Raw genomic sequence first — 24,399 nt, 5'->3', positions numbered from 1 at the left:
AACTACTAAAATTCCACCATCTGGACTACCTGTATCAACCCAACTACAGATACTGCGTTTGCTTTTTTTGAAAAACTTTGACAAATTGATCCCTTCTTAAAAAAATCTTTACTTTTGCTACAAAACGTCGTAACTTCTATGATTCTGAAGGTAGATGAAACGGGACTATGTCATAGTCTAGCCTAAAAGTGTAACTCCATAGTATAATAAAATTCTGGTTTAGCCTTAATGGTTAATACGATCCGATTAACTCCAACATAAATCAAGAGGACTTTGATGAAAACGGCTGGGTTCATCCCAGTAACACCAATTTTTAAACATCAGTTTTTTAGTGCATCTTAAAATTAAGACCTTTTTTAGGAGGACGTTCAGTATGAGTATGATAGTCAACAACTGCCCATGTTGTGGTGGTTCTCTCCTGCGTCATGTCCGTCATAGTGAATTTTACTGGCTTTGTCAAAATTGCAGGCAAGAAGTACCCTTGTTAACTGTCACCCGCATCCCTACCATAGAAGGAAGAAATAAAGGAGTCATTGCTCAGCAAGCAGTTAATTCCTAGATTTATAGCGCTCAAGACGGGTTAATTTTCACTCTTGTTCCCGACTTCAACTGATACAATCAATTGGAGCTAAGATAGGGATAAATAGCTGTGTTGGCAGCGTTACTTTACGGGAAAGAAGATTTACGTCTAGAAGAGGTTGCTGACCCCACTCCAGCACCAGGTGAGGTGGTGATCCAAGTGGGAGCAGCAACGACTTGTGGCACAGATTTAAAAGTATGGCGTCGCGGAGGTCATGCAAAAATGTTACGACCTCCAACCTTGTTCGGTCATGAAGCCTCCGGACAGATTGTTGCTATAGGTGAAGGAGTGACCAAATGGCGCTTAGGCGATCGCGTGGTTGCAAACAACTCGGCACCATGTCGCAATTGCTTTTTCTGTCAAAAGCAAGAATACTCTCTGTGCCCAAATTTGACTTGGAATAACGGTACTTTTGCCGAGTACTTGAAGATTCCTGAGTCAATTGTACAGCAAAATATGTTACCGCTCCCTGACGAGCTACCGTACGAATTGGCAGCAATGACTGAGCCTTTAGCTTGTGTGCTCCATGGAGTCTCACGCTCTAATATTAAAGCACGCGATTGCGCTTCGCGCAGCGGGCTAAAGCCTGATCGTGTTGTCGTAATTGGAGACGGGGCGATTGGGCTGATGTTTGTAGCAATCTTAGCTGCAAATTTGTCAGTAGAAGTCTTGCTCTTCGGAGGTAGCGACACAAGATTGGAAATTGGTAAAAAATTGGGTGCAGTCGCTACCTTTAACTACCATCAATTACCAAATATTCCCACTGTGGTGAAAGAAATGACACAAGGATGGGGTGCAGATGTGGTGATTGAAGCAACTGGCGTTCCAAGTGTTTGGGAAACAGCGATCGCCTGCGCTCGTCCTGGTGCAACTATCAACTTATTTGGCGGTTGTCCACGCGATACCAATATTACAGTTAACACAGAACAGCTGCACTACAGCGAACTCACTTTAAAAGGAGTATTTCACAACACTCCCGAATTTGTGCAAGCAGCGTTATCACTAATTGCTAGCCGGAAGATCCCTTTCGAGTTACTTATCAGCGACTATCGTTCGCTTAACGACTTAGAACACGCGTTCTGTGATATGAGAGATCGTAAGGTGATTAAAGTCGCTATTAATGCTCATAGGGCATAGGGCATGGGGCATGGGGCATAGGGCATGGGGCATGGGGTATAGGGCATGGGGGATAGAAGTAGGGTGCGTTAGGGCTGTTCGTAACGCACCGTAATAGTAGAAACAAATATTTTTTATAATCTAACCCGGTGTGAGTAGCTGGCTTGAAAAGGGAAAACTATAATCACTCCCTTTGATGGCAAAAAAATGCTGAAACAACTACCAATACACGTTTTGATTATCCCTTCTGCCCTAGTTTCTTGGTTCTTTCTGGGAACGCTCCTTAATTTTCAAGCTAAAGCTTTACCAGGACAATCCACAGAGGAAGTAGCTAGTTGGATTAAAGCACATCCCACACTTCGTCCCGGCAGTGGAGAACAATTCTTTGTGCAAAAGAGTGATACCGCTGCTCAGCGATTCACCTTTCTAGCATCGGTATTACCACCCGGCAAAGTAGAAATTCCTAATAATCGCAGCATAATCCGCAGTGAGCGTCTTGCTATGTACGATGCCATTAATGGCATGACATTTGAGCGCCTGGAAAAATCTTTGCGGGTTATCTATGGCTTAGAGATTTATCAGGATTTTGATCGTGCTCAAGTTATTTACCAGTATCCCAGCCAAAGTACGATAAACCGTGCTCGCTTCGCAAAAACTCCTATTAAAGAAGCTTTGCGAGGAGAATTGCGAGTCGGCGATCGCTATGCCTACTGGGTAGAAGTAGCAAAACCAAGAGACGGTAAAGCATATACTGGTCAAATGACAGTTTTGCTCAAAACTGACGTAGATAAGTTGGAAGAAGAATTGCAAAGCCGTTAATGTTATTAGTCAGTTTAACCACTATGAATTATGTAAATTTTGCCACTTACCAGACAAAATACTTTCAGTTGCGATCGCAATTCTCAGCAAGTCCTCTTTAAGTAGTGGTGGCCAATCGATCCCAGCTTTACGTCCTGCTGTGAACAATTGTTGCGTCTTTACACTTAACTGATATAAAGTATACGCCAGTTCTCGGTCTATAGTCGTAGCATCTTTTAAACCTTCAAATACAACTTTCAGTGCCAATAAAATAGAGGTAATCTGACCAGGGACTGGAGGCTTTCCCTGCTTAAGATGCATTAACAGCGCATCTCGACTCTCCTCGTTTGTGATTGTTTGGTCAATAAGGAATTTGCGAGCGGTTTCGTAATTCATGAGTATTTTTGACTAACTCTCCGTCCACGCATGAGCGGAGATTCTTTCACACAGTAACATCTGGTAGAAGATTCTTACTCGAACCGTTCCAAAATGTTAACCGGGTTAGGGCTGTCAATTGCCCTCTACACACACCACTAAGATCAAGATCCAGTATCGTGCTTACTTTTCTCAAGATGTTGGCAGCTGCGTTTGCATCTGCATTGATGTACCAGTTTTTTGCTCCCGTGCGGTACACTCCTCTATGTACCCGCTTACCTGACGCTTCCCATCCTATGGGTTTCTCACCATGTCTCGGAAGTGGATCATTGTCAAAAAATGATGCCTTGGAAGTGTAAGATTCTTCAGTTTCAATGAACTGGATACCGTAAAAATCGCACAGTTGTTTTATCCTGTCTTTAAGTCTGGCTGTGGGGATACAGACGAAAGATTGTTATAAACCCCGACAAATAAAGTATACACAACAACAACAACAGCAAGAAAGACCATAAAATTGTTATTTTATGTAAATATGTAGTACACGTATTACACAAGAGCGCTAAGATAATCATCGTAGTTACTGCATCAAGACAGTGAGGTTACAGAAAGGCAAGACACCTGCGGGTAAAACGGTGGTCTTAGTGTTAAACAACAACTATGAGCCAATCGAGCCAATACAAACGTATTTGAGATATCTAGAAAGCATAGACCGTTCTCCAAACACAATTTTGAGCTATGCCAAAAATCTCAAACTTTACTTTGAATTTCTTCAAGACTTTGGGCTAGATTGGAAAAAAATAAAATTAGATCAACTAGCAGAATTTATTCATTGGCTACGTAATCCTAACCCAGGAAGTTACCCAATAATTCCGACTGAGGCAAAAAGAACGAATAGAACTATTAATCAAATTCTTTCCACAATCAGCAGCTTTGACGAATTTCATGGACGGCTAGGTGATTTTTCAGGAGTGGAATTAACAACTAATAAAGCGGCTTATCCATCTCAGTATAAACCATTTTTATATGGGATAGCTAATCAATCACCAGTTAAAAAGCGATTACTGAAAGTAAAAGAGTTGAAGCGATTGCCTAAATGCTTAGCTTCGATTCAAGTTCAACAATTAATAAAAGCTTGTAATACATTGAGAGATAAGTTTTTAATTTGCCTTCTTTATGAGACAGGATTACGATTAGGAGAAGCATTAGGATTACGCCATGAAGATATGATAACTGAAGGTAGAAATGAAATTTTGGTGCGTTTCCGAGAGAATGTAAACGGTGCAAGAGCGAAATCAAGAGTTGAGCGTCTGCTGGCTGTAAATATTGATTTAATGCGGTTATATTCTAACTATTTAATAGATGAGTATCCAGTTGAAGCTGACTGTGATTATGTGTTCGTCAATATTAAAAAAGGGCAAATTGGAGAACCAATGAAGGTATCGAGAGCAAAAGCTTTGTTTCAAGATTTATCTGAGAAAACTGGGATTCGTGTTTCTCCCCATTTGTTAAGGCATACTCATGCTACAGAATTAATTAAGTCTGGATGGGACATGCCTTACGTTCAGAAACGTTTAGGTCATGCCAGTATTCAAACTACCGTAAATACCTATGTTCATTTACTTGATGAAGATTTGAGAGAAGAATATGAAAAATATTTCTCAAAGATGAATAAAGATGTACAAATATCCAATTTAAAAGCTGCTGCCCAGAAGAAAAAAGAAGAAGCACTTTCTAAAACTGAATCAGCTATTAAGCAAATAATTAAGGAAGGAAAGAAGATAAATATGTCGGTTGTCGCTGCATATGCTAATGTTAGTGTCAGCTATCTTTACAAATATCCAGAGATTAAACAGAGAATTCAACAACTAAGAGACCAACAAGTTTTACCTGTACGTTCAAACAATTCGGGCGCAACATCAGCTTCTAACCAAGTAATAATCATCCAACTTCGCTCTAGGATTAAACAGTTAGAAGTCGAAGTAAAAGAGCTAAAATTAATTAATGAAAGTCTTGCTGGTCAACTTCACGAATTCATGGGTTATCAAGCACAAGTACAACATCTTCAATCACAAAATATCGAATTACAGTCTAAGCTAGACTCAATTAAAAAGCAACCAACCATAATATCAAGCCGAAAAAGAAGTCCCTTATATCCTAAGCAGAAAAAGCCTGAAGTGAGCTTACATATTAAATCAGAACTAAGAGCATTAGGGATTAAGCTTACTAGTACTTTACGACGTACTATTAACAGTGTTACTGAAATAACAGTTTTAAATGCTATTGAAGCGTTAAAACAAGCATTAGAAACAGAGAATATTCGCAGTCCTGGAGGCTGGCTTAAATGCGCTATAGAAGGAGGATGGGTTAAAAATCAAGCTCAAATAAGTAAGGATAATTGATATTTTTTTAGGCTTGTATAAGCTCTATAAAATGTGCTACTGAGATTAAATTTATCTTTAATATCCCAATAAATCCTCAATATCCCAATAAATCCTCAGAGTGATTCGGCTTTAATAATTAGTTTTTAATAAAAATGACAAAAAAATTTCATCCCAGCACACAACACGTTAGACAGGCAATAAGTACTCGCTCTAAATTCCAGCTATGTTGTAGATGTTGTGTAATCTTTTAAATATAAGCGTTTTATTTTATGTTATGGAGTCTCTACACAACATAAAAGCTTTATCCCGTATACGTTGTAGACCTTGTGGAGTATATAAGTTTTGATTAGCTTTTTTGCCCATCCCTGATGCTTGCTTTTGTCCAACGTTCCAACCAAAAACGACTGTGCCAATACCTTGAGCCAAACAACGATTAATTACAATCCGGGAGGCTTTGTTAACTGCATCCCTCATCTGGCGGTTACGCTTCTCAGTGAAAGAGCGATTGTCCAAGGGACAACGCCAGAGGCGAACGCCCTACTTTTTCATATCAAATCATGCTTGCTTACCTCTGTTCTAACCAAGCTTGTAAATCAGCGAAACTCGCTAACCCAAAACCACCTCAGCTAAATACTTTCCAAAATTTCACCAATCATGCGGTTTGCTTGCGAAGCATAACCTCCACCAAATAAATTGAAATGATTGAGAATGTGGTACAAATTATACAGTATTTTTCTACGCTGATAGCCTTTATCTAATGGCCAAGCTTCGTTGTACCCCTGATAAAACGCTGTCGGGAATCCGCCGAAAAGTTCAGTCATGGCAATATCAACTTCGCGATCGCCAAAATAAGTTGCAGGATCAAAAATTATCGGCTCTCCCGAAACGGTACACCCAGCATTTCCTCCCCACAAATCCCCATGTACCAAAGAGGGCTGCGGCTGGTGTGTCAATATTTCAGGAATAGCCGCGAGTAAATCTTTTTCCCGAGGAAAATCACCACCCCGCCGTCTAGCCAACTTAAATTGGTATCCTAACCGATGGTTAGCAAAAAACTCAACCCAGTCTGTTGTCCAAGTATTTATTTGAGGCGTGGAACCAATCGTATTGTTCATGTCCCAACCAAAACCTTCACTGCGGGTAACTTTATGCATAGCTGCTAACTTACGTCCCAGTTCTTCCCAAGATTTGGTGTTCCCTGTACCTATTTCCAGCCACTCCAAAACTACATAGCTAGAATTACCAGTTATACCCCAACAAATAGGTTTAGGTACGCGGATTGTAGCTGTTTGGAACATTTGCTGTAAACCCAGCGCCTCTGCTTCAAACATACTAACTTGGGATGCCTGGTTGAACTTAACAAAGTAAGTGCGCTGACCATCAGAAATAGCATAACCTTGGTTAATACAACCACCACCAACAGAGCGTTGCTGCGATGAGTCAAATTTTTCACCAGTAACTTGGCTAATATGAGCGCTAATTTGGTTCCACATCATTGGGGCATGGGGTATTGGGCATGGGGCATGGGGTATTGGGCATGGGGCATGGGGCATGGGGCATGGGGCATTGGGCATTGGGCATTGGGCATTGGGCATTGGGAATAGTAAGCTAATTTTCTTATTCTCCCCCTGCTCCTCTGCTCCCCCTGCTCCCGTGCTTTCCTACACCCTACCCTGCGGGCTTCATTACAACTACACCGTATGCATCTGGGGAAAGATAATTTTGTGCTGCTTGCATTAAATCATCTGCATTTTGAGTTTGAATGTTTGTTGGGTAGTTAAATGCTGGTTCTAAGTCTCCTAATAGGGATTGATAGTAACCGTATAAAGTGGCGCGATCGCTTGGTGTTTCGTTACCGAAAATAAACTTATTAGCAACTCTAGTCCGTATACGACTAATTTCTGATTCTGGGATTATTTCTGTGTTTAGCTTACCGATGTGTTGAGCGATCGCCGCTTCTACAATTGGTACGTTTTCAGGTACACACTGCACTGAAATATAAAATGTCCCTTGCAATTCCTGTGTGATATTGCTTACAGAAATATGAGAAACCAATCCCTGTTCTTCTCGCAGATCCCTAACCAGTCTTGACATTCGTCCATGTCCCAAAATTCCTGCCAAAACATCTAGTGCATAAGTTTGATTGATTTCGAGCAGCCCTGGTACTCGCCAAAGCATGACTAACCTTGCTTGTTTGAGACTGTCGTCAATAAATTCTCTGCGAACAATTTCTGTAAATGGAGCTTCAACGTTAAGCAAGGATTGTCTTTTACCCTCTGTTGATTGTTGAGTGCTAGTTGCTTCAAATCCCTCTGCGACAATTTCGATTAATTCTTCCACTGGCAAATTGCCAACAGCTACGGCAGTCATTGATAAAGGTTGATACCAATTTGCGTGAAAATTCCTCATTTGCTCAGGTTCAAGCTGAGAAATAACTTCTTCTGCTCCCAAGACAGGACGCTTGTAAGGTAACTTATCAAATGCTAGTTCCATTGCTCTTTGAAAAGTCCGGCGGCGAGGATTATCCGCTGATCGTCTAATTTCTTCTAAAACGACCAATCGCTCACGTTCAAAGCCATCATCAGGTATACTGGCATTAACTACTACATCAATTTGTAATGGAGCAAGTTCTGCAAAATCTTTGGGAGCAGTGGTAATATAATACTGAGTATAATCTTGACTAGTGGCAGCGTTAGTTACAGCACCTCGCGCTTCAATCCTACGTTCAAACTCACCGCTTGCCAGCAGTCCAGTTCCCTTAAAAATCATATGCTCTAGAAAGTGAGCCATGCCGTTAATGCTATCTGATTCTACGGCGGAGCCGACATTAACCCACAAACTTAGGTTAACGGCTTCAACTGGCATTTGCTCCGCTACTATTGTTAACCCATTAGGCAGTTGGTGCAGGGTTGGAGCATTAAGATAGGGAATTTTCAGCAGAGTTGAGGTCATTGGTACTTGCAGGTGAGCCTATCTCTACATTTTACCTAGTAACCCGAGTAGGTCTTTCGAGAAGGGCTTTTTAATTTTTATATAAAATAATTATAATAAATATTAAGAAATGTGTATTGAAGAATGATGCCAAATTCTCTCGTTGGCAATGATCAAACTCGTGTCATCGTTATCGGTGCAGGAATTGGTGGACTAACAGCAGGAGCATTGTTAGCCCATAAAGGTTACAGCGTGCTAATTCTGGATCAAGCGATCGTTCCTGGAGGATGTGCTTCTACGTTTAAACGTCGAGGTTTTACCTTTGATGTAGGCGCAACTCAGGTGGCGGGATTAGAACCAGGAGGTATTCACCACCGCATTTTCTCTGAATTAGAAATTGAGCCGCCCGAAGCAACCCCTTGCAATCCAGCTTGTGCTGTGTATCTTCCAGGGGAAGTAACACCAATTAATGTTTGGCGCGATCCACAAGAGTGGGAAAAAGAACGTTCTAGACAATTTCCTGGTAGCGAACCTTTCTGGAAGTTAATCGCAACATTGTTTCATGCTAGTTGGGAATTTCAAGGGCGCGATCCAGTGCTACCACCACGTAATATTTGGGACTTATGGCAATTAACTAAAGCAGTACGTAGCAGTACGTTGATTACTGTACCCTATACTTTATTTACAGTGGGAGATGCTTTGCGTCTTTATGGACTTGAGAAGGATCAGCGTTTGCGGACATTTTTAGATTTGCAATTGAAGTTATATTCCCAAGTTAGCGCGGAGGAGACAGCACTACTTTATGCGGCAACAGCATTAAGCGTCTCGCAACTACCACAAGGATTATTTCATCTCCAAGGTAGTATGCAGACACTGAGCGATCGCCTAGTTTCTGCTTTTGAAAGAGATGGTGGTACGTTGTTAATGCAACATACAGTTGAACATATCAACGTAGAACAAGGTAAAGCTACTGCTGTAGTTATTCGCAATCAGAAAACTAATGAAGTTTGGACTGAAGCTGCTGATCATATCGTTGCGAATGTGACAGTACAAAACTTAGTACAATTATTAGGTGAGAATGCTCCTCGTGGGTATAAGCAGCGAGTAGAAAAACTACCAAAACCATCAGGTGCTTTTGTTGTGTATTTGGGAGTAGATGAAAGCGCTATTCCTGCTGGGTGCCCGCCTCATCTACAATTTATGTACAATGCTGATGGTCCTATTGGGGAAAATAATTCTCTGTTTGTTTCTGTTAGTCGTCTAGGAGATGGACGTGCTCCAAAAGGGAAAGCAACTATTATTGCTTCTTCTTTTGTAGATCCGGAGAAATGGCTGGGTACTGAGGATTATGAAGCGCTAAAACAACAGTATACATCCGATGCGATCGCTCACCTCGGGAAATTCTTTTACTTAAAACCAGAAACAATTATTCACGTGGAAGCTGCAACACCTCGGACTTTTGCTCGATATACAGCGCGCGATCGCGGTATTGTTGGTGGTATTGGTCAAAGGATACCAACTTTTGGCCCCTTTGGTTTTGCCAACCGCACACCCATAAATCACTTATGGTTAGTTGGAGACTCCACCCACCCAGGTGAAGGTACAGCAGGAGTAAGTTACTCAGCGCTAACCGTCGTCAAACAAATTGAAGCTGCTGGTTCGTAGTTGCGCAGTAAGCGCACTAAAGTGCAACTACGAACCAAGAATGATTCGGCGTCTCGCTGGTGTAATAGATCCAGCGAGCAAGATGCTCGCACTACAAATCCAAATTGTTCTTTAATAGCGATTTCCGCTGCTTCTACTTCTTCAGGCGTAATGCGACGCAATGAAGCAAACGGAAATTCACTAACCTTCTTGTTCTTGTTGAGCATCTTCACGCCCCAGCAAATTGTGCTGCAACACCTATCCCCTGTTAGTTTTTGAGACAAAGCTGGTTAAAATTCCCAATATTTTATTTGGGTTATCGATATAATACTCAGCTGTGTCAACTTCTACAGTTTTATCAGCAAGCGATAGAAACTTCCAGGCACTACCAGTCGTAACGACACCATGAATTAGATTTTTTGTTTCGTTGAATATTTGGGCTGCGTACATTTCAGCAACGCATTGCCCTAAGCCACTTATGATGTTTTCTTTCTTAGCTTCAACAACCGCAACTACAGGAGCTTCAATGATCAGTTTTTCAGGTGAGGCTGTGATCAAGAAGTCGCAAATCCCATTTAGTCCGTTTTCTTCGTCTACGGTAAAGTCGACTCCAGAAAACACATTAACTTGGCTAGTATTCCTGAGTTCTAGCATCATTGGTGCAATAATCAGTTCGGAACGGGCTTTTTCGCTATCGCTTGCTAGGGCGACTTCTAATCCGTAGCTAAAGGTTTGCTGTAACCATGAGCTAATATCTACTTCTGGGATATTGGCAAAAATACCGCTACTCTCTACCGTTTGTAATCCAAACTTGCGCTTGACTGAACTAAGTGTAAATTGGCTGTAGCTCATTTAGTAGTGTTGTTACGTGGTTACTGTATAAAAAGTTAGAGCAGTATTACCGTAAACTTTTTCTCGGCAAATTTCCAAAGAGGGAATTACTGGAGGAGTCCAATTTTGAGGACTATGTTCGACTGCTATCTCGCCGCCTGTTTCTAAAAGCTGATAGTGAGCGATCGCATCTAAGACTGGTTTATATAAATTGCTAGCATAAGGTGGGTCAAAGTAGATTTTATCAAATTGCTGTCTGGAGAGTTTTGGTAGCCATTGCAGAACATCTCCTCGTAAAATTTGAAATTTCTGTTCTGCGTTAGCTACTTGTTGCCAGTTTTGCTGTATAATCACACAGGCACGGCTAGACTGTTCAATTCCCACCACTAAACTAGCTCCTCTACATAAAGCTTCTGCTCCCATTGAACCAGTACCAGTACACAAATCCAACCAGTGACAACGAGCTATTTCTCCTTGCCAAATATTAAAAACTGCTTCTCTCACCCTTCCAGTAGTTGGACGGGTTTCTTTACCGGGTAAAGTTTTTAACTGACGGTTGCCATAAATTCTTAAACTCATGAGAGATTATTCGATAGCCAATAGTCAATAGTTGAGGAATTCTTAACCATTGACTAGTCGAAGATAGCATTATGCAGCAACTTTTACCCAAACCTGAGAAACAAAATTGGACAGAATTTGCAGCCCAATATTAGAGGATTTTTCCGGGTGGAACTGGACTGCTGTTATGTTTTTGTACGAAATTGCAGCTGTTACAGTTTGGCTACCGTGAGTGACAGTTGCAGCACAAACTTGAGGATCAGCTGGATCAACGTAGTAGGAATGGACAAAATACACCCAAGGGTTAGGTGGTAAATGCTCCCACAAAATGCTCTTCGACTGAGTCAGTTCCAGTTGATTCCAACCCATATGGGGAATAGAAATATCTGGTTCTGGACGAAATCGCCTCACTTTTCCTTTGATAATTCCCAGCCCTGATTTAGTACCTTCTTCACTAGATTCAAAGAGAATTTGCAATCCCAAGCAGATGCCTAAGAAAGGTTTGCCAGATGCGATCGCTTCTTTTATGGGTTCTTCTAATCCACGCAAGCGCAAGTTTCGCATCGCTGGATCAAACGCACCAACTCCTGGCAAGACAATCGCTTTTGCCTGTTCCAATTCCTTTGCAGAATCAGTAATCTTAGGAGTTGCTCCAGCTTTTTCTAAGCCTTTACAGACTGAGTGCAAATTTCCCATGTCGTAGTCAACGACTGCAATCACCGCCATTTACCTGCTCCCTGTAAATTAATTATGGAGGGTTTTTCTATTTTAAATAATATTTTTAATAAAGGAAAGAATACTATTAATTTCTTTTAAGATTTTGAGTTCACTTTAAAAGAAAAAGCGTGGCGTAAATAAACCCAGCATTCAAAATGCAGCAAAAGCTGAGAATACAATTTTTTGACTTTTGACTTCCAAGGTAGCAGTACGCTCCCTTCTGATTTCATTTTTTTGCTACTCTTGCTACCAGATGCACAACTTGCCAGTTCTTCTGGCAAAAGAAAAATCAATCCCATTAAGCTTTTGCCGATATTATCTCCATTTTTTTAATCTTGAGGAAAATTTGTTAATCTTGCTCCCCCTCGCTTTTTCCCCATCCACCCACCAGAAGCAAATTAAGTGCCTAATAGCTTATCAATTGTGCAAGCTTAAGCTATTTGTATTTCAGTCAGTATTTATTTGCCATGAGAGTATTATCTCTTGAAGGAGCCTTTTATTTGCTTATTTAATCTGAGATTGCCTTAATCAAGTTGCCACCACCTCTTTACCTAGGTTATTTTTTTGACTAAAGAAAATTTCTAATTGATCTGTGTAGATTCCTATTAATTATTTATGTGCTTGTCTTTGAGGCAAGTTGTTTTTCTAGGTGGGCAAAAATATATGTACATGAATGTTGCCATTATTACTAAATTTTTCCGATAGTTGTCGCCCTATTGCCTTAGAGGTAACGAGAAGAAGCCTCACCACTACCATGATCAAACCTTAGCGAGAAGTCGCTGAAGTTCGGTTCATAAGAGTATAAAAATGGAATCCGAGTTATTTAGTCAACTTTATAGTCAAGGATTAATAATGAAGAACACATCATTGCTCTCAGGAATTACTCTATTAGCTACTGTTGGGGGCTTAGGTGTAACTACTCCTTCGCTTGCTTCTGGAGTGAGTAACAATATATCTGCTGGATTTGTTTCTGAACAACCTCAGCTATTGCAAACACCATCTAAAGAGCTAATTGCTGCTCGCCGTTGTTATATAAGGCGAGTCTATCATAGGGGGCGCTACACTCGTAAATTCGGTATTGTTGGTAGAAAACAGTACCGTTCTGGATACTACACTAGCGAACGTGTGTGTCGTTAGCAGATTTACCTCATAATTTTTGATAAAGGTAAAAAATTCAACTTGTCTGTCATCCTTATACAGGACTTAACCTTGACAAACTAAAATGCTGGCGATCGCCTTTACAGGCTATTGCCACATTTGAATGAGTAAACAAGATGAAAATCTCTCGTTTTCTGTTAGTAATAATTTTATGCTTAAGCCTAGTGGTGGTGGTATCACCTTTACAGGCACAGGAAGCTCAGAATACTGTCACCACTGCAAACCAGACTATACCCGGAGCAGGTAATGCTGATGCCACTAGGATAGCTCGAAAATCCCCACTTGTACAGTCGGCTCAAAATTTCTTGGCACAACAAATCGACCAAATTCAAGATTCAGCTCTTAGGCAGGCTACACGAGATGCAGTAAACAACACTAAAACTTGTATTACTCATCGAGCTGGGCTAAATAACAGCCAAAAACAAAAGATTTTGCAACAATTAAAAGACGAAGGTTTAGTAGATACTTCAAGCGACGGCACCTTTCCAGGGGGACTTATAGCTGGGGTATTCCCTCCAGTACTTGAAGATGGTAGTGCTTGCCCCCAACTTCCTCAACCATTTTTTGCTGCTCCTGGAAGTAGTAATAATAGTCATCATGCATACCCTGGTGGACTTCCAGTACACGAAGCATTTAATAACCTCAGTGACTTGAGTTTTGCCGATAACTATAGATCAATCTACGGGCAAAGTCGTAGTGATGGGTTACCCATTATCAACCCATCCGCAGATAACAAGCGTAATTCAGACATCTATCTCAACAACGATTTACTTTCTGCTGCTCCAATTTGGCATGATTGGGCTAAGCCAATCGTCTTTCAATGGAATAGTGATGGTACTGAGTTTCAGGAGTTGAGCTTCGGTGGTAACGGTAAAACTGATAACTACGGTGCATCGGGTGATTCTAGAACTGGTGGACATCACATCATCGGTTTAGCAGAATCTATGAAGCGCGGTTTGTCACCTGAATTTGTGATCACTCAAGCTTCAGCTCACTCTGCACCTACACTTGGTAATGAGTATAAAGTAGTTAATTGGTTGCGTACTGCCGGAATCTTGGCTCAGATTGATCCTGTAGAGAAAGGATACTTATTCCAAGATAACCAAAAGCGTCTTCGTCTACCACCTGTACGCAAGCTTGGTAGCTATAATCTGACAGGTAGTAATTCATCGCAAACTAACTTACTGGCTGAGTATGCTCTCCATAACCTCTCAGATGCTGATTTCGTTCTATCGATTCCGGCGGTTACTATAGATCAGGAACTTCTGAGTGCGATCGCTCCCCAGTTCGGCTACAACCCTACAGATACAGCAACTTACATTAAGCAATTCCGGAACCCTGTCCTAACTTACCTTTCTGCGGAACGGTTACTTATTATATATGGTAACAGTGGGCTTGATGGCGTAATTGCAGAAGTCAGTAAGCTAAGCAAGAAAAAAATAATTTAGGGAGCTTTTAGCAGGGAGCAGGGGGGACCTCACAGGTGTAGGTTTTTTACAGATACATCTAGGACGGGTGAGACTAGGTAGACTTGGGGGAGAAGGTGGACAAGGAAGAAACATAAAATCTAAGTGTATATACTAACTTTAAGCCAACTAGGAGTAAAAAAAACTTCCTTGTCTGCTTTCCTTCCTTGTCCTCCTTGTCTTGCCAACACCTAGATCTAAAAAACCTACCCTTGTGAGGCAGGGGGGACTCGGGATCCCCTCTGGGGATAGGGGGGAAAGGGGAGCAAGGGAGCAAGGGAGAGAGAAAAACTTATAAGGTGATATGCTTGTAGATCCCAGTGCAAAATAATCAGGTACCCAATCCCCAATCCCCAAAAATGTACATTTGGCAAGCTGATTTTTATCGTCGTCCCCAAACAGATACAGCAGAGCAAGTATTGTGGGAGTTGTTGATTTGTGACGAGACTCGTAGCTTTGAGTATGAAGCAACCTGTCCTCAACAAGAAGCGAATGGGAGTTGGGTGACTTCTCAAATTCAGTTAGCAGCTATTGACAAATTACCAGATATCATTCAGGTATTTCGCCCTCAGTCTTTAGGTTTAATTCAACAAGCTGGACAGAATTTAGGCATTTCTGTAGAACCTACTCGCCGAACTTTTGCATTAAAGCAGTGGTTGCAGGAGAAGCATTACCCTATTTCTCCAGACAAACCACCACCTGTACCGCTACCGGAAAAACTCTGGGGAGAACAGTGGCGCTTTGCTACACTTCCCTCTGGTGATCTCGAACAGGTGTTTAGACATCGTCCAATCCCAATTTTACAAATGCCAGAATTTCTCCTACCTATCAATTTGGGATTGGCTTCAACGTTACCTGTACCTGGTGTGATAATTTATGGAGGAAGACAGTCAATGCGTTTGGCACGGTGGCTGCAACAAGTTCATCCTGTAGCACTGAATTACTTAACTGGTGCGCCGGATGGGTTGGTGTTAGAAGCTGGTTTGGTAGACAGATGGATTGTTGCAACGTTTGAAGATCAACAAGTTGGTGCAGCTGCTAAGGTTTATGAACACAGAAAGCAGCAATGTCAAGGATTGCACTTTTTGTTAGTGCAACCCGATGATTCAGGAATGACTGATAGCGGCTTTTGGTTACTGCAAGATTAAGATTGGGAAACTGTTTGAAGAAGACGTAATGCTGTAGGTGCAGGAGTATAATTTTCAAGCGTCCAAATTCTTCCTTCTTTGGCAACCCTTTCTAAAATTTCTGGTTCATCAGCTATTCTGTCTATTGCTTCTTGTACATTATCTAAGTCGATACCAATATAATGTCGCCAATTCTCTGGCATAACAGGAAGAGCAAGACCATATTTCTCAAAGTCTACGTGAAAGCTAGCGCATCCTGCTGCTAATGACTCCCAAAATCGCCAACTATCCCACTGTGCTATTGTATTAGACTTTATTTTCATTTTCGTCATAACACGTCTTCCAAAACGACTCATTACATGTCCTGGATTTTTAGGAAAAGGAGGTACAAAAAATCCTCCGAAACAAGCACATGCAGCTGAATCTTTGAGACGTTTATAGTAATCTGGGTAGTGCCGTCTACCGGTTTGGATCCAGCGTAGATGGTGATAGGGGTCTACAGGAGGTTTTTCCAAACTATTAGTGTAGTGATCAACTCGTAGAATCTTTTCAATGCGAGGTATGATGAGGTTACAACTGAGTTCTCTAACAGTATGGTCAGCACGAAAATTAATAAGTAGCTGTCTTTTTCTTTCTTGAAAATCAGGGACTTCCTTAAGTTCCCTCAGCATACGCGTATTCAGCCCAAAAGGCCAAGGATAAAAGTTACTACCATATTTAAATTTACTATTAAAATGATTTCTTAGTATAAAATCAAACTTCTTAAATTCTGGTCTTACTACATACGTTCTATCATTATCTTCTGCATCCATATAAACAATCACATATTTCCGCTTCCGATGAAATAAATTTTCTGGTAGTGGAAAGTTGTTAGTGAACCAATTGTTTTGTAAAATAACGATAGAACAGTCGTCCGGAGTAACTTCCGGATTGTGACGAAAGAGATATTCTTCTTTTTCCGGAGATTCCTGCCAGTAGTCTACATTAGAAAAATACGGTACTCCCAGTTCTCTAAAACCTTCTGCTAAACAAATTAGTAAATGCTGTAACTTTAGAGCTTCGGCAACTCCCTGTCTTGGATCGCAATAGAAGTATATCCTATGGTTATATCTTTCTAAGATATCTTGACTCATATTGTGTAGTGTTTATTGATTAGATTGAACATCTAGAAGGCGGCTAATTACATAGCAATCCTATTTTAGTTGTGAAATTAGCTGCGAAGGCAGGCAATGGGCAATAGTTTTTTTCACGAATGATTTAGGATTGCTATATCTGTTGGTGGTAGTGCTTGAGATTTCAATAATCAGTTATAGAATCAATAGCCTAGCACTGCTGCGCAGAAGTCAAAAGTCAAAAATCAAAAGTCAAAAGTGTTATAAAACAAGGCTTGTGACTGTTTGAAATGGTCTACTTATTTCTGCCGAAGTGTACTAGTTGGATATATTCCACTATCTTAAATTGCGAAGATAAGGCTGCTCAGTTGCTTCAGCAATCCTGCGCAAGCAAGATATTTGACTTTTAGAAAAAATTAAACTACTCGATCATAAAGGTATTGTAGAAAGATATAAGTAAATATTTCGTAAAATTTTTGCATGAATTATAAATTTTTCCCAATTTTTATGGTTTGGAATTGCTAATTTGACAAGAGATGAACAAATAATATAAGTACACTTTCTAGGCAACCCCTAGATATATGGCTATAATTATGTCAAGACAATGCTATTAACTTTTAGCACTGACCATACCTCCTTCACAACTAAAATGAGCAAGGACTCTCCCATCTTCTACGTAAATTTTTACTTGTGTTTGCGAAATATAGTCGGCCTAAACTGTAGAAGGAGTATAATTGTTCACGTCAAAAGCCGATGAGCACAAGCCACCACCGCCGAATAGTCATTGGGGATGTTCATGGTCACTACAAGGGTTTAATGAGATTGTTGGAGATCATCGCCCCTACCTCAGACGATCAAGTTTATTTTCTAGGCGACTTGATTGATCGTGGTCCTCAGAGCTCACAAGTTGTAAATTTTGTCAAAGACAGTAACTACAAATGTGTCCTGGGGAATCATGAGCAGATGTTATTAAACATTCTTACCAACGGACATGTCACCACCCCAGCGTTGCAAGCATGGCTATATAGCGGAGGGCAAGCAACAGTAGCTAGCTACCAACAAGCTACGATACCGCCAGAACACATAGAATGGTTTAAAACTTTACCTACGCATCTTGACTTGGGAGATATTTGGTTAGTTCATGCTGGTGTTAGTCCATCAATTCCTTTAGAAAAACAAACCGCCGATCAGCTTTGCTGGGTACGAGAAGAATTTCAGAGCATTGACCAACCTTACTTCCGGGATAAGTTAATAATTGTTGGTCACACTATCACGTTTACTCTACCTGATGTTTCTCCTGGTAAATTAGCACAAGGACATGGGTGGATAAATATAGATACTGGAGCTTATCATCCTCGAAGTGGTTGGCTCACAGGACTGGATATCACAAATTCAATAGTTTATCAAGTTAACGTTCTCAAAAACTTGCTTCGTACTTTACCACTAGAAGAAGCACTAACAACTGTTGATCCAGTGAAAGTTAGGGAGAATCGTCTCTATAAGCGTTGCTGAGAAAGTAGTTATTTTGGAACAGTGCTTAAATATCCGCCAGGATAAGCGGCATCATCTAGTCCATAACTTCGGTGACAAGTTATGATAAACTGTCGCATGATTACAACGCCTAACCGCCTTTAGTCAGAACAGTCATGCGTCTCTACCAGACCAGACTGCTACAATGATTGACTTGGCTCTTATTGGGGAACATTGTTTATGGCTATCTTAGATTCCAAAGGCCGCTTATTCGGTAAAATCAATATTCTCGATCTTGGTGCTATGCTAGTGATTTTACTAGTGATATTTGGTATCTTTTTCTTTCCTGGGAGTTCTGGCTCTATTGCCCAAGTGGGTACAACGAAGCCTGTAGAAGTAGACTTAGTTGTTAGAGGCTTAAATGTACGCGAGCCTCAACGCTTAATTGAGCAAGGATTAAAAAAAGACGGGAAGACTAATATTATTATCCGCAACCAACCCCACGGTCAAATTAATATTCAATCTGTTCAATTGATACCGAGAACTGTGTTAGTTCCCCAGCCTGATGGTTCTATTAAGGAATTACCTGAACCGAGAAAAAATAATTATAGTACAGATATGCTTATGACTTTGGAAGGTCAGGCAAAAACCACTAATAATGGACTAGTGCTTGGCCCGAGTAAGCTCAGAATTGGAGAAACAGTTGAATTAGACGGGTTTAATTACAACTTTAAAGCTACGATCATTGATATACGAATGAAAGATAAAGCCTAGGTCGCTGGGAGAAAAGAGGAACCCATATGAACCATGGATTATTCGGTTGCTATTGCTACACTCAAACAATCAGATCCCATATTGGGATCGGTTATCGAGCAAGTCGGTTGCTGCAAACTTGACCAGGTGCAGCAAACTGGAGATTTATTATTTTCCCTGTCTAGATCAATCCTTTACCAACAACTTTCTGGCAAAGCCGCAGCAGCGATTCACCACAAGTTTCTCCAGCTTTATTCTGACAAACTAGCACCAACCCCACAGGATGTTCTCAATACGCCAGATGAAACTTTACGAGGGGTAGGGATCTCTCGTCCTAAAGTTGTCTATCTCAAAGACTTAGCTCAGAAAATACTAGATGATTTGCCCACTCTAACTGCGTTAGAGAGCATGGACGACGAAGCCATTGTTAAGACTTTGACACAAGTCAAAGGTATTGGACGTTGGACAGCGCAGATGTTGCTAATCTTCCGTTTGCATCGGTGGGATGTGCTACCTGTTGATGATCTAGGTATCCGATCTGGGATTCGTCGTGCTTACTCCCTGTCAGAATTGCCTGACAAAAAGACTGTCGAACAAATAGGGTTTCGATGGCGGCCATATTGTACAATTGCCTCTTGGTACATATGGCAAAGTCTGGAGTTGAAATAAATTAAAGGGGTATTGGGGATTGGGTACTGGGTACTGCGGATTAGGAGGAATGGGCGCTATCCGTTGACAAGACTATTGCCGTCGCTTCCTTGCGTGTCCTGCTGCTAGTACAATAAAATGAAGGTCTTTATGCCACTTTCAACTTTCAAAAGTTAGAAATTTAGTAGTAGATTTTACAAAATCGGATTAGTAACAATTTCTCAAGTAAACACTGACGGCATCTATACACGTGTGATTCTATGACTTCTCAGATTAGCTTTTTGATGTGTTCCCCAGACCATTATGATGTAGACTATGTGATTAATCCTTGGATGGAAGGGAATATTCACAAGTCATCGCGCGATCGCGCTGTCGAACAGTGGGAAAAACTGCACCATATTCTCAAAGAACACGCGATTGTAAATTTGGTGACACCTCAGAAAGGTTGGCCTGATATGGTATTTACTGCCAATGCAGGCTTAGTACTGGGTGATACTGTTGTTCTTAGTCGCTTTTTACACAAAGAGCGCCAGGGCGAAGAGCCTTACTTCAAGCAGTGGTTTGAGGAAAATGGCTATACAGTTCATGAACTACCTAAGGATCTACCCTTTGAAGGCGCAGGAGATGCGCTGCTAGATCGTGAGGGACGTTGGTTATGGGCTGGTTATGGCTTCCGTTCAGAATTAGATTCTCATCCCTACCTAGCAAAATGGCTAGATATAGAAGTGTTGTCGTTGCGCCTCATAGATGACCGTTTCTATCATCTTGACACTTGCTTCTGTCCTTTGAAAAACGGGTACTTATTGTACTATCCACCTGCGTTTGATTCCTATTCTAATCGCTTAATTGAAATGCGGGTAGCACCAGAAAAGCGTATAGCAATTGCAGAAGCGGACGCAGTAAACTTTGCTTGCAACGCGGTGAATGTAGATCACATCGTCGTTATGAATAAGGCGAGTGAAGAACTAAAAGCGCGCCTTGCACAAGCAGGTTTTCAAGTTATTGAAACACCGTTATTTGAATTTCTGAAAGCAGGTGGTGCTGCTAAATGCTTAACATTACGAGTTACTGAACCAGTCGTAGAAGAAGTTCATGCGAATGTATCGGTAGAAAGCCGAATTCTTCGCCTTGAAGGACACTTGCTCGACTCTGGTTTAATTAACCGCGCTCTGGATTTAATTGTTGATAACGGGGGAAGTTTCCAAGTTTTAAATTTCTTCTTGGGAGAACAGAGACAAAGTACTTCAACAGCACAAGTAAAAGTCTCAGCTCCTTCTCATGAGGTGATGGAAAGCATTGTATCTCATCTCATTGATCTAGGGGCAGTAGACTTACCACAAGATGAGCGAGATGCCAAGCTCGAACCTGTTATTAAACCAGGTGTAGCTCCTGATGATTTTTATGTCACCACGATTTATCCTACAGAGGTTCGCCTAAATGGGGAATGGGTGAAGGTACAAAATCAGCGTATGGATGGAGCGCTTGCTATTACCGAAACTCCCAACGGAGTTATAGCACAGTGTAAAATACTACGCGATTTAGAAATTGGGGACAAAGTGGTTGTGGATGTACAAGGTATCCGCACTGTTCGCAAAACAGAATCACGCGAACAACGTAATACTCAGGAATTTAGCTTTATGTCGGCGGGTGTTTCTAGTGAGCGCCGCGTGGAATTAGTCGTTGAACAAGTGGCTTGGGAATTGCGAAAAATCCGCGATGCTGGAGGTAAAGTAGTTGTCACAGCAGGGCCAGTTGTGATCCATACTGGTGGCGGTTACCATTTAGCGCAACTGATTAGAGAAGGGTATGTACAGGCGTTGCTGGCTGGGAACGCGATCGCAGTTCACGATATCGAGCAAGCAATGATGGGAACTTCCCTAGGTGTCGATATGCAACGTGGGATCGCTGTACGCGGTGGACACCGTCATCACTTAAAGGTTATTAACACCATCCGCCATCACGGTAGCATTGCTAAAGCTGTCGAAGCTGGCGTGCTTCCAAGCGGTGTGATGTATGAGTGCGTGCGTAATAATGTACCTTTCTGCCTTGCTGGTTCCATCCGAGATGATGGCCCCTTACCAGATACCGAGATGGATCTAATTAAAGCACAAACTGAATACGCTCGGCTACTTAAGGGCGCTGATATGATTTTGATGCTATCCAGTATGCTGCACTCTATTGGAGTAGGTAATATGACTCCAGCTGGCGTGAAGATGGTGTGTGTGGATATTAATCCTGCTGTTGTGACAAAGTTAAGCGATCGCGGTTCCATAGAATCGGTTGGTGTAGTGACAGACGTAGGTTTATTCCTCAGTCTTCTCATTCAGCAGTTAGATAACTTGACCAGCCCGTATATTACTCACAGGGGTTAGACGTAGGTTGGGTTGAGGAACGAAACCCAACAACTATCAATACTGCTCGGTTAAGAGCCGGGAAATGAATTTCCCGGCTCAAAGCTGAAACCCATTAAAATGGGTTAAAAGATTACCCAGTGAGCTTAAAGCTCAATGCCAGCTAAAGCGCCCGAACTTTAGTGCGGGGAGAATTTTCGGGCAAAACCTACGCAGTATTGCAACAACTATTAGTATGTGTTGGGTTTCGCTTACACTCTACCTAACTACTACTACTCTTACATCCTGCTCGCGTTCCATACCCAGCGAGCAAGATGCTCGCACTACCAAACATAAATTTAAATATCGGGGATCAACAGTTACGGTTAACATTTTCATCAATGAGATACTGAATTCTCATGGGATTGTTGGGCTTTTTGTGCGGCTTTAAATTCGATTAACTTTTTCACTCCTGAGTGAGGATTTTTCCGCTGTTCCTCTCGCATTTTATGACTCCACTCTAGCCAGTCCGTTATGTATTGACTGACTTTTTCTTTTTCGTGATGGTAATAGAGAATAGTGGCATAGACTTGTTCTATAGTCAGACTAGGAAACATCTGGGTAATTTCTTCAGGTGTACGGGCGCGATAAATATATTCATATAAAATTGTTTCAATGCCAATGCGAGAACCTTTTATACGAATATCGTCATCTCTAAGAAAGTTAAAGTAGTCTTCTAGTTGCATATATCTGATGGTCGTTTTAGAAAGTACTAGTTGATTATTGCCGTGCGAGGAATGAAGCAGGTGAAAGAATGCTAACTCCTTCAAATGGGTGCAGATTCAACAAGTCCTCATCCCCCGTCACCAGGTAGTCTGCATTACCGCACACCACGAGATCGAGGAACTTGTCGTCACGCGGATCCCGGCATACTGAAAGCGTGCGATGGATGGTCACAAACTCTGATAATGCGCGTATTTCAGAGAGAAAATACAAACGCTTCTCACGCGAGAGATATGGATCGAATTTTGCACGGCTTAAAACATCGCCAAGCTCTCGGAAGGTTGCTTCCGAAAACAGATCCGCGTTCGCTCCTTCCATAACTAGACGCACTGCTTGGGCAGGAAGTGATTCTTTTGGCGCAAGCAGCCTGCTTATCAGCACATTAGTATCAAAAACGACGCGCAACAACAACCTCTATCAGGACTGCAACAGATCGTTCAGCTTCTCCGACGTCATGCCATTTGCAGCGGCTTCGGCGGAAGCGGCGTCGCAGAAATCCATCAAAGATTTTGCCCGCGCCTTGCGGTATTCTTCGAAATCCGCCATCGACATGACGACCACGCAGTCACGCTTGTGGCGCTTGATCACGATAGGATGGCGCTGTGCGGAATCGAGCAACGCGCCAAAATTCGTCTGTGCTTCCTTGGAAGTCATGTAATCCATAAAAGCCACATTATCTAGATAATATGTCTAATAGCTATTGTAAGCTAGCCTTAAGATAAAACAATATGATTGAGCGATTCAAAATAAGGACTCTCATCAACAGTGATTCTTTGGAAATTAGCGGGCTTGGTCAATTTCAAGGGCAAGAAGTCGAAATTACCATTGCTCCAATCACCACCAGTTCTCCCGAACCTATTTCTACTCCCAACTTCATGCGCTTCTACGGTATCGCCGGAGACGAAACCCCACTCCTCGAAGCCATAGAACAAGACATCTCAGCAAGGTGAATTTTGCCAACCGAAGATCATAACTACCTACCTACACCCAATGAGATCGTAGTTTTGCTGACCTCGCCCACCCCAACTATAAATTACTCCTTATATCCCTTGCAATCGCAAAAAATGCACCGCTCCTGATCCATCCCCAGCAATAACACTCACTCCATCAGGTGCAACAGCACAGCAACATATTGATCCATCCCCTATGAAACTGGCAATGACTTCCCCAGTTTGCCAACTCCAGACTTTGAGGGTGCTGCCATAGGAAGCAAAAATCACGTAGTTGCCATCAGGTGTGAGGGCGAGTGCATTTACCGAGTCACTATGACCAACGAGGGTACGCAGTAGTTCTCCTGTTTGCCAATTCCAGACTTTTAGGGTGGAGTCACCGGAAGCAGAAATCACGTAGTTGCCATCAAGTGTGAGGGCGAGTGTACCTACCCAGCCACTATGACCAACGAGGGTACGCAGTAGTTCTCCTGTTTGCCAATTCCAGACTTTTAGGGTGGAGTCATAGGAAGCAGAAATCATGTAGTTGCCATCAAGTGTGAGGGCGAGTGCACTTACCGAGTCACTATGATCAACGAGGGTACGTAGTAGTTCTCCTGTTTGCCAATTCCAGACTTTTAGGGTGGAGTCATAGGAAGCAGAAATCATGTAGTTGCCATCAGGTGTGAGGG

General features: G+C 41.8%; 27 protein-coding genes. 13 read left to right on the top strand and 14 right to left on the bottom strand.

Going from position 1 to position 24,399, the window contains the following annotated elements; all coding sequences use genetic code 11:
* Positions 1-373: 373 nt before the first annotated feature.
* From G4P69_RS28180 to G4P69_RS28170, 3 genes are all read left to right on the top strand, one after another.
* Positions 374-559: a hypothetical protein gene (locus G4P69_RS28180; protein ID WP_208352754.1), complete on the top strand. Its 186-nt coding sequence runs from the start codon at positions 374-376 to the stop codon at positions 557-559.
* Between the two features lie 90 nt (positions 560-649).
* Positions 650-1,717: a zinc-dependent alcohol dehydrogenase gene (locus G4P69_RS28175; RefSeq protein WP_208344683.1), complete on the top strand. Its 1,068-nt coding sequence runs from the start codon at positions 650-652 to the stop codon at positions 1,715-1,717.
* A gap of 186 nt (positions 1,718-1,903) precedes the next feature.
* Positions 1,904-2,515, top strand: coding sequence for a hypothetical protein (locus tag G4P69_RS28170; RefSeq protein WP_208344682.1), 612 nt, complete (start codon positions 1,904-1,906; stop codon positions 2,513-2,515).
* 21 nt (positions 2,516-2,536) lie between these two features.
* On the opposite strand, the gene G4P69_RS28165 is transcribed toward G4P69_RS28170, so the two are convergent.
* Complete coding sequence (locus G4P69_RS28165; RefSeq protein ID WP_208344681.1) at positions 2,537-2,890, bottom strand: Dethiobiotin synthetase; 354 nt, start codon at positions 2,888-2,890, stop codon at positions 2,537-2,539.
* Positions 2,891-2,936: 46 nt separating this feature from the next.
* A complete protein-coding gene (locus G4P69_RS41115) occupies positions 2,937-3,308 on the bottom strand; it encodes a zinc ribbon domain-containing protein (RefSeq protein WP_420798713.1) in 372 nt (123 codons plus the stop codon).
* A gap of 154 nt (positions 3,309-3,462) precedes the next feature.
* Between G4P69_RS41115 and G4P69_RS28160 the strand changes: the two genes are divergently transcribed.
* Positions 3,463-5,268 (top strand): DUF6262 family protein, encoded by a 1,806-nt coding sequence (locus tag G4P69_RS28160; RefSeq protein ID WP_208346056.1) that lies wholly within the window; start codon positions 3,463-3,465, stop codon positions 5,266-5,268.
* Between the two features lie 249 nt (positions 5,269-5,517).
* On the opposite strand, the gene G4P69_RS40725 is transcribed toward G4P69_RS28160, so the two are convergent.
* The 3 genes from G4P69_RS40725 to G4P69_RS28145 all read right to left on the bottom strand — a co-directional run bounded on the left by G4P69_RS40725 (position 5,518) and on the right by G4P69_RS28145 (position 8,202).
* Positions 5,518-5,763, bottom strand: a complete 246-nt coding sequence (locus tag G4P69_RS40725; RefSeq protein ID WP_390693269.1) for a hypothetical protein — start codon at positions 5,761-5,763, stop codon at positions 5,518-5,520.
* Between the two features lie 113 nt (positions 5,764-5,876).
* Positions 5,877-6,743 (bottom strand): fructosamine kinase family protein, encoded by an 867-nt coding sequence (locus G4P69_RS28150; protein ID WP_208339460.1) that lies wholly within the window; start codon positions 6,741-6,743, stop codon positions 5,877-5,879.
* Between the two features lie 175 nt (positions 6,744-6,918).
* Complete coding sequence (locus tag G4P69_RS28145; RefSeq protein ID WP_208339386.1) at positions 6,919-8,202, bottom strand: M16 family metallopeptidase; 1,284 nt, start codon at positions 8,200-8,202, stop codon at positions 6,919-6,921.
* A gap of 126 nt (positions 8,203-8,328) precedes the next feature.
* Between G4P69_RS28145 and crtD the strand changes: the two genes are divergently transcribed.
* Positions 8,329-9,846, top strand: coding sequence for a C-3',4' desaturase CrtD (crtD, locus tag G4P69_RS28140; protein WP_208339461.1), 1,518 nt, complete (start codon positions 8,329-8,331; stop codon positions 9,844-9,846).
* Here crtD and G4P69_RS28135 read toward each other — a convergent pair.
* From G4P69_RS28135 to hisH, 4 genes are all read right to left on the bottom strand, one after another.
* The gene (locus tag G4P69_RS28135; RefSeq protein WP_208339387.1) at positions 9,798-10,052 is read right to left on the bottom strand and encodes a hypothetical protein; all 255 of its coding nucleotides are present in this window, start codon (positions 10,050-10,052) and stop codon (positions 9,798-9,800) included. The two genes, crtD and G4P69_RS28135, sit on opposite strands and share 49 nt — an antisense overlap.
* 31 nt (positions 10,053-10,083) lie before the next feature.
* Positions 10,084-10,677: a hypothetical protein gene (locus G4P69_RS28130; RefSeq protein WP_208339388.1), complete on the bottom strand. Its 594-nt coding sequence runs from the start codon at positions 10,675-10,677 to the stop codon at positions 10,084-10,086.
* A gap of 12 nt (positions 10,678-10,689) precedes the next feature.
* A complete protein-coding gene (gene rsmD / locus G4P69_RS28125; protein ID WP_208339389.1) occupies positions 10,690-11,235 on the bottom strand; it encodes a 16S rRNA (guanine(966)-N(2))-methyltransferase RsmD in 546 nt (181 codons plus the stop codon).
* Positions 11,236-11,304: 69 nt separating this feature from the next.
* Positions 11,305-11,940, bottom strand: a complete 636-nt coding sequence (gene hisH / locus G4P69_RS28120; protein WP_208339390.1) for an imidazole glycerol phosphate synthase subunit HisH — start codon at positions 11,938-11,940, stop codon at positions 11,305-11,307.
* 843 nt (positions 11,941-12,783) lie between these two features.
* Between hisH and G4P69_RS28115 the strand changes: the two genes are divergently transcribed.
* The 3 genes from G4P69_RS28115 to G4P69_RS28105 all read left to right on the top strand — a co-directional run bounded on the left by G4P69_RS28115 (position 12,784) and on the right by G4P69_RS28105 (position 15,703).
* The gene (locus G4P69_RS28115; RefSeq protein WP_208352751.1) at positions 12,784-13,068 is read left to right on the top strand and encodes a hypothetical protein; all 285 of its coding nucleotides are present in this window, start codon (positions 12,784-12,786) and stop codon (positions 13,066-13,068) included.
* A 137-nt stretch (positions 13,069-13,205) separates the two neighbouring features.
* Positions 13,206-14,537, top strand: a complete 1,332-nt coding sequence (locus tag G4P69_RS28110) for a hypothetical protein (RefSeq protein WP_208339392.1) — start codon at positions 13,206-13,208, stop codon at positions 14,535-14,537.
* A gap of 377 nt (positions 14,538-14,914) precedes the next feature.
* The gene (locus tag G4P69_RS28105) at positions 14,915-15,703 is read left to right on the top strand and encodes a Tab2/Atab2 family RNA-binding protein (RefSeq protein WP_208339462.1); all 789 of its coding nucleotides are present in this window, start codon (positions 14,915-14,917) and stop codon (positions 15,701-15,703) included.
* Here the strand turns inward: G4P69_RS28105 and G4P69_RS28100 are convergent.
* Positions 15,700-16,815, bottom strand: a complete 1,116-nt coding sequence (locus G4P69_RS28100) for a glycosyltransferase family 1 protein (RefSeq protein ID WP_208339393.1) — start codon at positions 16,813-16,815, stop codon at positions 15,700-15,702. The genes G4P69_RS28105 and G4P69_RS28100 overlap by 4 nt on opposite strands.
* Positions 16,816-17,547: 732 nt before the next feature.
* Here G4P69_RS28100 and G4P69_RS28095 point away from each other — a divergent pair.
* The 4 genes from G4P69_RS28095 to argZ all read left to right on the top strand — a co-directional run bounded on the left by G4P69_RS28095 (position 17,548) and on the right by argZ (position 22,037).
* The gene (locus G4P69_RS28095; protein ID WP_208339394.1) at positions 17,548-18,306 is read left to right on the top strand and encodes a metallophosphoesterase family protein; all 759 of its coding nucleotides are present in this window, start codon (positions 17,548-17,550) and stop codon (positions 18,304-18,306) included.
* A gap of 198 nt (positions 18,307-18,504) precedes the next feature.
* Entirely contained in the window at positions 18,505-19,038 is a 534-nt protein-coding gene (locus G4P69_RS28090; RefSeq protein WP_208339395.1) for a DUF4330 domain-containing protein, read from the top strand.
* 33 nt (positions 19,039-19,071) lie between these two features.
* Positions 19,072-19,686: a DNA-3-methyladenine glycosylase family protein gene (locus G4P69_RS28085; RefSeq protein ID WP_208339396.1), complete on the top strand. Its 615-nt coding sequence runs from the start codon at positions 19,072-19,074 to the stop codon at positions 19,684-19,686.
* Between the two features lie 239 nt (positions 19,687-19,925).
* Entirely contained in the window at positions 19,926-22,037 is a 2,112-nt protein-coding gene (gene argZ / locus G4P69_RS28080) for a bifunctional arginine dihydrolase/ornithine cyclodeaminase (RefSeq protein ID WP_208339397.1), read from the top strand.
* A gap of 356 nt (positions 22,038-22,393) precedes the next feature.
* Here the strand turns inward: argZ and G4P69_RS28075 are convergent, their stop codons facing one another.
* Genes G4P69_RS28075 through G4P69_RS28065 form a run of 3 tightly spaced genes read right to left on the bottom strand, consistent with a single transcriptional unit; the run spans position 22,394 to position 23,441 of the window.
* Positions 22,394-22,741 carry a DUF433 domain-containing protein gene (locus tag G4P69_RS28075; RefSeq protein WP_208339398.1) on the bottom strand — a complete coding sequence of 116 codons (348 nt, stop codon included), beginning with the start codon at positions 22,739-22,741 and terminating at the stop codon, positions 22,394-22,396.
* Between the two features lie 34 nt (positions 22,742-22,775).
* Positions 22,776-23,186: a putative toxin-antitoxin system toxin component, PIN family gene (locus G4P69_RS28070; protein ID WP_208339399.1), complete on the bottom strand. Its 411-nt coding sequence runs from the start codon at positions 23,184-23,186 to the stop codon at positions 22,776-22,778.
* 9 nt (positions 23,187-23,195) lie between these two features.
* Entirely contained in the window at positions 23,196-23,441 is a 246-nt protein-coding gene (locus G4P69_RS28065) for a type II toxin-antitoxin system Phd/YefM family antitoxin (protein ID WP_208339400.1), read from the bottom strand.
* A gap of 65 nt (positions 23,442-23,506) precedes the next feature.
* On the opposite strand from G4P69_RS28065, the gene G4P69_RS28060 reads away from it, so the two are divergent.
* A complete protein-coding gene (locus G4P69_RS28060; RefSeq protein WP_208339401.1) occupies positions 23,507-23,728 on the top strand; it encodes a hypothetical protein in 222 nt (73 codons plus the stop codon).
* 90 nt (positions 23,729-23,818) lie between these two features.
* On the opposite strand, the gene G4P69_RS28055 is transcribed toward G4P69_RS28060, so the two are convergent.
* A partial coding sequence (locus G4P69_RS28055; protein ID WP_208352745.1) for a WD40 repeat domain-containing protein occupies positions 23,819-24,399 on the bottom strand: 581 nt, incomplete at its 5' end.

It is taken from the genome of Aetokthonos hydrillicola CCALA 1050, from assembly GCF_017591665.1.
In the GTDB taxonomy this organism is placed as follows: Bacteria; Cyanobacteriota; Cyanobacteriia; order Cyanobacteriales; family Nostocaceae; genus Aetokthonos; species Aetokthonos hydrillicola.
The sequence above is the reverse complement of the archived record's forward strand: the minus strand, read 5'-3'. Positions and strand labels throughout refer to the sequence as shown.

Bases quoted from the DNA above. Each gene is read 5' to 3' on its own strand.
- G4P69_RS28180 (WP_208352754.1), top strand. From the start codon at position 374: ATGAGTATGATAGTCAACAACTGCCCATGTTGTGGTGGTTCTCTCCTG.
- G4P69_RS28170 (WP_208344682.1), top strand. From the start codon at position 1,904: ATGCTGAAACAACTACCAATACACGTTTTGATTATCCCTTCTGCCCTA.
- G4P69_RS28165 (WP_208344681.1), bottom strand. From the start codon at position 2,890: ATGAATTACGAAACCGCTCGCAAATTCCTTATTGACCAAACAATCACA.
- G4P69_RS28150 (WP_208339460.1), bottom strand. From the start codon at position 6,743: ATGTGGAACCAAATTAGCGCTCATATTAGCCAAGTTACTGGTGAAAAA.
- G4P69_RS28145 (WP_208339386.1), bottom strand. From the start codon at position 8,202: ATGACCTCAACTCTGCTGAAAATTCCCTATCTTAATGCTCCAACCCTG.
- crtD (WP_208339461.1), top strand. From the start codon at position 8,329: ATGCCAAATTCTCTCGTTGGCAATGATCAAACTCGTGTCATCGTTATC.
- G4P69_RS28135 (WP_208339387.1), bottom strand. From the start codon at position 10,052: ATGCTCAACAAGAACAAGAAGGTTAGTGAATTTCCGTTTGCTTCATTG.
- G4P69_RS28130 (WP_208339388.1), bottom strand. From the start codon at position 10,677: ATGAGCTACAGCCAATTTACACTTAGTTCAGTCAAGCGCAAGTTTGGA.
- rsmD (WP_208339389.1), bottom strand. From the start codon at position 11,235: ATGAGTTTAAGAATTTATGGCAACCGTCAGTTAAAAACTTTACCCGGT.
- hisH (WP_208339390.1), bottom strand. From the start codon at position 11,940: ATGGCGGTGATTGCAGTCGTTGACTACGACATGGGAAATTTGCACTCA.
- G4P69_RS28115 (WP_208352751.1), top strand. From the start codon at position 12,784: ATGAAGAACACATCATTGCTCTCAGGAATTACTCTATTAGCTACTGTT.
- G4P69_RS28110 (WP_208339392.1), top strand. From the start codon at position 13,206: ATGAAAATCTCTCGTTTTCTGTTAGTAATAATTTTATGCTTAAGCCTA.
- G4P69_RS28105 (WP_208339462.1), top strand. From the start codon at position 14,915: ATGTACATTTGGCAAGCTGATTTTTATCGTCGTCCCCAAACAGATACA.
- G4P69_RS28100 (WP_208339393.1), bottom strand. From the start codon at position 16,815: ATGAGTCAAGATATCTTAGAAAGATATAACCATAGGATATACTTCTAT.
- G4P69_RS28095 (WP_208339394.1), top strand. From the start codon at position 17,548: ATGAGCACAAGCCACCACCGCCGAATAGTCATTGGGGATGTTCATGGT.
- G4P69_RS28090 (WP_208339395.1), top strand. From the start codon at position 18,505: ATGGCTATCTTAGATTCCAAAGGCCGCTTATTCGGTAAAATCAATATT.
- G4P69_RS28085 (WP_208339396.1), top strand. From the start codon at position 19,072: ATGGATTATTCGGTTGCTATTGCTACACTCAAACAATCAGATCCCATA.
- argZ (WP_208339397.1), top strand. From the start codon at position 19,926: ATGACTTCTCAGATTAGCTTTTTGATGTGTTCCCCAGACCATTATGAT.
- G4P69_RS28075 (WP_208339398.1), bottom strand. From the start codon at position 22,741: ATGCAACTAGAAGACTACTTTAACTTTCTTAGAGATGACGATATTCGT.
- G4P69_RS28065 (WP_208339400.1), bottom strand. From the start codon at position 23,441: ATGGATTACATGACTTCCAAGGAAGCACAGACGAATTTTGGCGCGTTG.
- G4P69_RS28060 (WP_208339401.1), top strand. From the start codon at position 23,507: ATGATTGAGCGATTCAAAATAAGGACTCTCATCAACAGTGATTCTTTG.